This window comes from Pseudomonas sp. SMN5 (genome assembly GCF_052041925.1).
Classification (GTDB): Bacteria; Pseudomonadota; Gammaproteobacteria; order Pseudomonadales; family Pseudomonadaceae; genus Aquipseudomonas.
In genome coordinates this window covers 46,975-53,915 of the sequence record NZ_JBKGGX010000033.1, presented here as the reverse complement: position 1 = coordinate 53,915, position 6,941 = coordinate 46,975, and the positions used below count along the sequence as shown (strand labels likewise).

General features: G+C 64.2%; 5 protein-coding genes. 2 read left to right on the top strand and 3 right to left on the bottom strand.

Translation table 11 applies throughout. The annotated features are described in order from the left end of the window. Positions 1 to 136 precede the first annotated feature (136 nt). On the bottom strand, positions 137 to 1,129 hold the full coding sequence (locus tag ACLEJR_RS24420; protein WP_440817121.1) for a diaminopimelate epimerase: 993 nt from the start codon (positions 1,127 to 1,129) through the stop codon (positions 137 to 139). A 170-nt stretch (positions 1,130 to 1,299) separates the two neighbouring features. On the opposite strand from ACLEJR_RS24420, the gene ACLEJR_RS24415 reads away from it, so the two are divergent. Then, on the top strand, positions 1,300 to 1,953 hold the full coding sequence (locus ACLEJR_RS24415) for a carboxymuconolactone decarboxylase family protein (protein ID WP_440817119.1): 654 nt from the start codon (positions 1,300 to 1,302) through the stop codon (positions 1,951 to 1,953). Positions 1,954 to 2,076: 123 nt separating this feature from the next. Beyond that, entirely contained in the window at positions 2,077 to 3,228 is a 1,152-nt protein-coding gene (locus ACLEJR_RS24410) for an MFS transporter (protein ID WP_440817117.1), read from the top strand. Between the two features lie 204 nt (positions 3,229 to 3,432). On the opposite strand, the gene ACLEJR_RS24405 is transcribed toward ACLEJR_RS24410, so the two are convergent. Both ACLEJR_RS24405 and ACLEJR_RS24400 read right to left on the bottom strand, forming a co-directional pair. Further along, a complete protein-coding gene (locus ACLEJR_RS24405; RefSeq protein ID WP_440817115.1) occupies positions 3,433 to 5,871 on the bottom strand; it encodes a TonB-dependent siderophore receptor in 2,439 nt (812 codons plus the stop codon). 97 nt (positions 5,872 to 5,968) lie between these two features. Next, positions 5,969 to 6,940, bottom strand: coding sequence for a FecR family protein (locus tag ACLEJR_RS24400; RefSeq protein ID WP_440817113.1), 972 nt, complete (start codon positions 6,938 to 6,940; stop codon positions 5,969 to 5,971). Between the last annotated feature and the right edge of the window lies 1 nt (position 6,941).

Sequence of the window (6,941 nt, the reverse complement as noted above, 5' to 3'; positions counted from 1 at the left end):
CCCCCCCCCCCCCCCCCCCCCCCCCCCCCCCCCCCCCCCCACAGGGGTTCAGCGTCGTACATCAGATTGATGACCACTGAAGATCCACTGTGGGAGCGAGCCTGCTCGCGATGAGGCCATCAGCCTCACCACTCCCTCAAGGTATGGCCCTGGCCGCCCCAAACAGACTCACCCGCACCAATTCTCCACTCTCTTCCTGCAACAGAATCGGCGCCGTGCCGCCCGGCATCACTACGCTGACCGGCCCCGCTTTCACCCAGCCCACCCGCCACGCGGCGCAGGCCACGGCGCTGGCACTGGTGCCCGAGGAGGCGGTAGGCCCTTCGCCGCGCTCGAACACTCGCGCCGCCAGTTGTTTTTCGTCTTCGCGCCAGACCCATTGCAGGTTCACCCCCAGCGGACAGGGAACCCCGTCGCCGCCGGGCGCGGCGAACGCGATGCGGGTCAGCTCCTGCAAGAGTGGCGCAGCGCCCATCTGCGCATTGGCCGGCAACGCCTCGGCATGCTCAACCAGCGTCACGCAGTGCGGATTACCCAGGTTGACGAACTGACTGTGGCCCCAGGCCGGGTCCAACTCACGGAGCGCAGGTACTCGACTGAGGTCTCGTTGATCGAAGGTCACACTGTCCACCCCTTGGGCACCCACCGCCTGCGGCCCGAACAGTGGCTGCCCCAGGTCCAGCCAGAAGCCTTGCAGGCCCTCGAACTCAGCGGCCCGCACCGAAGTCTGCAACGGTGAAAAGCCTTGGCGCTTGTCATGATGAACCTGTAGCACACATTCACCATCGTCCGGCATCAAGCCTTGCTCTCGCAGCGCCTGGGAGAAAATCGTCAGACCGTTGCCGCTGCGTTCGGCCAGCGTGCCGTCGGTGTTGACGATTAACACATCGAAAGGCGGTTCCTCCTGGAAGGGTCCGATCAACAGACCATCGCTGCGATGGTCCTTGGCTCCCACCGGTTTCCCGCCCGGCGCCCAGGCACAGAACGCCTGTATCGCCGCCGCGGCCCAAATTTCTCGTACCTGCGCGGCAAGGGTCGCCGTCGGCGGCAAGGCCACACCGCAAGCCCGCACCTGTTGAGGGGAAACCACCCCGTAGAGATTGCCGCGTGCATCATAGAACTGCGTCATGAATCGGGTCCGGAAGCTGCCAGATGAGCCGCCACTTTAAGGGCCCAGCCCCAGAAGCGCATCTCATACACGCAAAAACAGCGGTCGTAACCTGTCAGTTCCGACAGGTGCGCACCGACCGGAAGAACCCGTATTTTGGCTCTTCCAATCCCAGGCACAAGGACGCCCCCATGACCCGCAAAGCCTCCTCCAGCCCCATGGCCGAGCTCTACAACGAAGGCCGCAAACATTTCATCGAACTGGTGCCAGACGGTGGCGCGCGCCTCGATGCCCTGTTCCACACCGCGCCGGCGCTCGGCGAACTGGCGGTGGGCGTGGTGTACGGTCATCTGCAGAGTCGCCCCGGCCTCGATCCACGCTTGCGAGAAGGCGCAACGCTGGCCGCCATCGTTGCGGCCGGCATGGTCGGGCCGCCCCTGAGCGTACATTTCAGGACCGGGCTGGCGTCCGGCCTCGCACCGGGGGAAATCGTCGAACTGGTGGTACAAGCCTCGGCCTTCACCGGTTTCCCCAGGGCCGTTTCCACCGCCGATCAGCTCAACCGGTTGTTCGCGGAGATTGGCCTGGCTTCACCGCCGCCGCCCACCCCACGCGAGGTCGCCCTGACCTTTTGCGATAACGTGCGCAAAGGCCGGCCACCGATACCGGTGGATCCCGCCGTCAAGCGTGCGTTGCGCCGGGCCAAGCACTTGTCGGCCCATGCCACGTCGGCGCGAAGGGTGATCGTCGAATGCATCGATGAGCCCGCATCCCTGGCCGCCCTTCTCGCTCTGGATATCGAGGCGGACCAGGTGGCGCGCATCCAATTGTTCGAGGAACGCTAAAGCCACAGAATGCAAGGAGGACAAGGCGGCGTTCTGGCACCTTGGGGTCGCGGCGCGGTCAGTGGATATGCAAGCATAGGCCGCTACCCGCCTCACCGAACCGCACGAAACCAAGGACGTTGCATGACCGCCATTACGCCCCCGCCAACCTTTGCCCCCGGACGCCTGGAACAGATGTCCACCCGCATTGCCTATCTCATCGCTGGTGTCGGCATTGCCGCCTGGGCGCCATTGGTGCCGTATGCCAAGGTGCGGGCGAACCTGGACGAGGGCACCCTCGGATTGCTGTTGTTGTGCCTGGGGGTCGGGTCGATTCTGGCGATGCCGATTTCCGGCGCACTGGCGACGCGGTTCGGCTGCCGGCGGGTGCTCAGCGGCGGCACGATTCTGATTTGCCTGGCGCTGCCTTTGCTGGCAACGATGACGACGCTTCCCTGGCTGGTGGCGGCGCTGTTCGTGTTCGGCGCCGGGCTCGGCACCGTGGATTCGACGGTGAACTTGCAAGCAGTGATCGTCGAACGGGCCAGTGGCAAGACCATGATGTCGGGCTTCCACGGCATGTTCAGCCTCGGTGGCATCATCGGCGCGGCCGGTGTCAGCGCCCTGCTTGGCCTGGGCCTGTCGCCGCTGGGGTCGACGCTGGTGGTCAACGCGCTGTTGCTGGTGGCGCTATTCAAGGCCGCCCCGCATCTGCTGCCCTATGGCAGCGAAAGCTCGGGACCGGCGTTTGCCATTCCCCACGGCGTGGTGCTGTTTATCGGCATTCTGTGTTTTATCGTGTTCCTGGCCGAAGGCGCCGTGCTGGATTGGAGCGCGGTGTTTCTGGCCAGCGAACGTGGCGTGGAGACCGCCTACGCCGGGCTGGGGTATGCCGCGTTCGCGCTGACCATGACGGTGGGCCGGCTGACAGGCGACTCCGTAGTGCGTCGCCTGGGCCCCAAACGCATCATCATCTACGGCGGGACCCTCGCAGCGACGGGGTTCCTGCTGGCGACCCTGGCACCGATGTGGCAAGCGGCGCTGCTGGGGTATGCGTTGGTGGGGGCCGGTTGCTCGAACATCGTGCCGGTGCTGTACACCGCGGTCGGCAAGCAGACGCTGATGCCTGAGGCCATCGCCGTGCCGGCCATCACCACCATCGGGTATGCCGGCATCCTGGCCGGCCCGGCACTGATCGGGTTCGTGGCCCATGGCAGCAGCCTGAGTATTGCCTTCGGGTTGCTGGCGATATCGCTGGTGGCGGTCGCGGCCAGTGGGAAAGTGCTCAAGGTCTGAACCCTGCACAATCCTCCGGTGGCGAGGGAGCTTGCTCCCGCTGGGTCGCGAAGCGGTCCCAAAACTTGCTCGATCGCGACCACAGGTTCACGACTGCTTCGCAGCCGAGCGGGAGCAAGCTCCCTCGCCACGGGTTTGTATTTCATTTTCAGAATTATGGGCTCCTCCCCAGCGTCGTTCTCCGGGGTTACGGTGCAACTTCCGTCAGAACCCCACACTCGCCTGCACAAAGAACGTACGCGGCGCCCCTACATAGATACCCGAATTGTTGTCGCTCGAACGGGTGTAGTACTGGTGATCGAACAGGTTTTTCACCCCGGCGCCGATTTTCAGGTTCGACAATTGCTCACCGAAGTCATAGCCGCCGCGTACGTTCCACAACACGTAGCCGGGCATGTCGCCGTACTGCCCGTCGGCGGTGCCGTCGGTGATGTAGTCGCCACTGAAGCTGCCATCGGCGTTCACGCTGTTGCCGGGTGAGCGCTGCTTGGACTGGGCAAAGGCGTCGAGGTTGTAGGTCCAGCGGTTGACCTCGTAGCGCAGGCCCAGGTTAGCCACCTGGCGCGAGTAGAACGGCAGGTCCCGCCCCTTGAAGCTGGGGATCTGGCCTTCATAGGTCGCACGGGTGTAGGTGAACCCGGCACTGGCGGTCAAGCCTTCCAGGCGTGGGTCCAGCGCAGCCATGTCGTAATGCACCGAGGCTTCCAGGCCCTGGTGCTTGGTGGCGCCCATGTTGGTCCAGCCCACGTCGTTGCTGATGTATTGCAATTCATCGTCGAAGTCGATGTAGAACAGCGTCACTTCACCGCCCCACACGTCGTCGTTGTAGCGCGTGCCGATCTCGTAGGTCTTGGCCTTCTCAGGGCTCAGGCCGTTGGCGGTGTTGTTGCCGTCGCCGCCCTGGCCGAGCTGGAAGTATTGCAGGCTGCCGAATGAGGTCTCGTAGTTGGCGAACAGTTTCCAGGCATCGGACAGGTGATACATCACGCTCAGGGCCGGCAGCGGTTCGTTGCTGTCGATGCTGCGACGTTTTTCCTGCACAGGACGTCCAGTGGTATCGAGCACCGGGCGGTCGTGCCATTCTGTGCTGATGCTTTCGAAGCGCAGGCCAGGAGTAATGGTCCATTTGCCCACGTCGATCTTGTCATCGATGTAGACCGCGTGGGCTTCCGTGCCACCGGTACGGTCCTGATAGACGTGCCCGTCGGACCCCGGCCGCACCACCGGCTGGTTGTCCCGCAACGCCAGGCGGCTGGCCTCTTCGTGCATGCCTTCCTTGAGGTAGCGATAACCGACGCTGGCCTCTTGGGTCGTCGGGCCCAGGTCGAACACATGGGAGACCCGCGGCTCGATGCCGAAGGTGTAATAGGTGCGCGGGTAGGACACCAGGTTGCGTTGGTCCCGCGAAGCAATGGTGCTGCCGCGGTAGCTGTCGGAGTAATAGGTCAGCACTTCGGCCTGGGTGCGGTCGTCGATCTGGCGCAGCCACTTGAACGACACATCCTTGCGCCGGCCGCTGAAATTGTCCCAGTCGCGGTCGGACTGGAAAGGATCGGCATCGTACTGATTTTGTTTCAGCCCGCCGGGCATGTCGGCCTTGGCGTCGTAGTAATGGAAATTCAGCGAAAAATCGTCCACCTCGGTCGGCGCCCAATGGGTCTTGAGGATGACGTCGTCGATGTCGTTGTCGTTGTTGCTCTTGCGATAACCGTTGCCGTTGACGCCGGAATATAGCAGCGCCACGCCCAGGCCGTTATCGGCGGTCCCTCCGAGGAAGGCCGTGTCGATGTGTTTCCAGCCACCGCGCTGGGAGGTTTCCAGGGTCGAGCCGATTTCACCGGTGGCTTTTTCCGGAATCGCCCGGGTCACGAAGTTGATCACCCCGCCGACGTTCTGCGGCCCATAACGCACGGAACCGGCACCGCGCACCACGTCGATGCTGTCCAGGTTGCCCGAAGAGATCGGCGCCATGGACAGCTGGGGCTGACCATAAGGAGCGAAGGCTGCCGGTACGCCATCGATCAACACCGTGGAACGCGGCGACAGGCGCGAAGTGAGACCGCGCACGCCAACGTTCAGGGAGATGTCGCTGCCACCGGTGCCGTTGGCGTCCTGCACTTGCACGCCGGGCACGCGCCGCAGCACGTCGCCGACGTTCATCGCGCCCTGCTCCTGCATCGCTTCGCGGCGGATCACCGTCCGCGCGCCGGGATGATTCTGTACCACCTCGGCGTTGGCGTCGCCGAGCCAGTCACCGACCACCTGGATTTCGGTTGCGCCCAACTCTATCGGGCCAGCGCTGGACGCCGTTGGCGCCGGCACCACGGTGACCGAACCCTCATCGATCTGGTATTGCAGGCCGCTGCCCTGAAGCAACTGACGCAAAGCCGCTTCGGCAGACAGGTTACCGTCCACCGCCGGCGCTTGCTTGCCGGCCACCAGCTCGGGACTGAAGAACACCTGCAACGAGGTCTGCTGCCCCAGCTGGCTCAGGGCCTGGCCCAACGGCTGCGCCTGGATGTGGATGGAGGTCGCGGCCTGGTCGGCATAAACCGGGGCCGTCGCCGTGCTGACGGCCAGGGTCAGGGCCAGTGGCAACCAGGGTGCGGCGGTACGGTTGTTGTTTTTGGCGGGGGTTTTCACGTCGAACCTTGTCCTGTTGATCGCAAGAATACGCGTCTGTTAATGCAAACCAGTTGCAGTTGGACAAGAAGACGAAGAACTCGGAAAAAACCTGAATCTATCGCGCAATTATTTCCTGGCTGCCGTCATCCAGGGTACGAACGGCCACCGGGAGTATGTTCGGCAAGGCCTTGAGCAGTGCATCGGTGTTACCCACGCTGAACACGCTGGTCAGACGCAGGCTGCCCACTGCCGGGCTGCCGACGCGCAAGGGTTTGGCGCGATAACGGGAAACCTCTTCGGCCACCTCACGCAACGGTGCATCGTTGAACACCAGTTTGCCGTTGCGCCAGGCCGTGAGTTCATCGGCGTTGATCGCATAAGGGACGGCGACCTTGCCTTGGGCATCGATCTGGGTACCCAGCCCGGCCGTGAGTTTGACCGGCACGTCGCGGCCCTGGACCTTGACGCTGCCCTGCTCCACCGCCACCCGGGTTTTATCGGCGTCCCGGCGTACGTCGAAGCGTGTCCCGGTCACCGTCACCTGGCCGTTGCCGGCATCCACGGTGAACGGCCGGCCGGCGTCATGCTCGACACGGAACAACGCCTCGCCTTGCGCCAGTTCCACCCGGCGTTGACGGTGGGCGAACTGCACTCGCACCCGGCTGCTGCTGTTAAGGTCGATAACTGAGCCGTCCGGCAAGGCAATGTGCCGACGCTCGCCGAGCGCCGTGGCGAACTCAGCGCTGTAGTCGGCGGGCGAACCCAAGCCACTGAACAGCCCCAGGCCGACCGCCACCGTCAGGACACCGGCTGCCACCGCGTAGCGCAGCAGCGGACGGCGCTTGGGACGTTGGACCGGCGGTTCGCAGAGGGCTTGCAGACGTTCCCTGGGCAACAGGTCCGTGGCGCTCCAGATGCCTTGCAGCAACTGGATTTCATCGCGGTGGTTGGGATGTTCGTCCAGCCAGGCCTCGAAACGCTGGCGCTCATCGGCCCCCATGGCAGGCGCTTGCAGGCGTACGAACCACTGCGCGGCGTCATCGCGAACCCTGTCCTGCCCGCACGGGCATGCACGGCTGTCCATCATG

Bases quoted from the DNA above. Each gene is read 5' to 3' on its own strand.
- ACLEJR_RS24420 (WP_440817121.1), bottom strand. From the start codon at position 1,129: ATGACGCAGTTCTATGATGCACGCGGCAATCTCTACGGGGTGGTTTCC.
- ACLEJR_RS24410 (WP_440817117.1), top strand. From the start codon at position 2,077: ATGACCGCCATTACGCCCCCGCCAACCTTTGCCCCCGGACGCCTGGAA.
- ACLEJR_RS24415 (WP_440817119.1), top strand. From the start codon at position 1,300: ATGACCCGCAAAGCCTCCTCCAGCCCCATGGCCGAGCTCTACAACGAA.
- ACLEJR_RS24400 (WP_440817113.1), bottom strand. From the start codon at position 6,940: ATGATGGACAGCCGTGCATGCCCGTGCGGGCAGGACAGGGTTCGCGAT.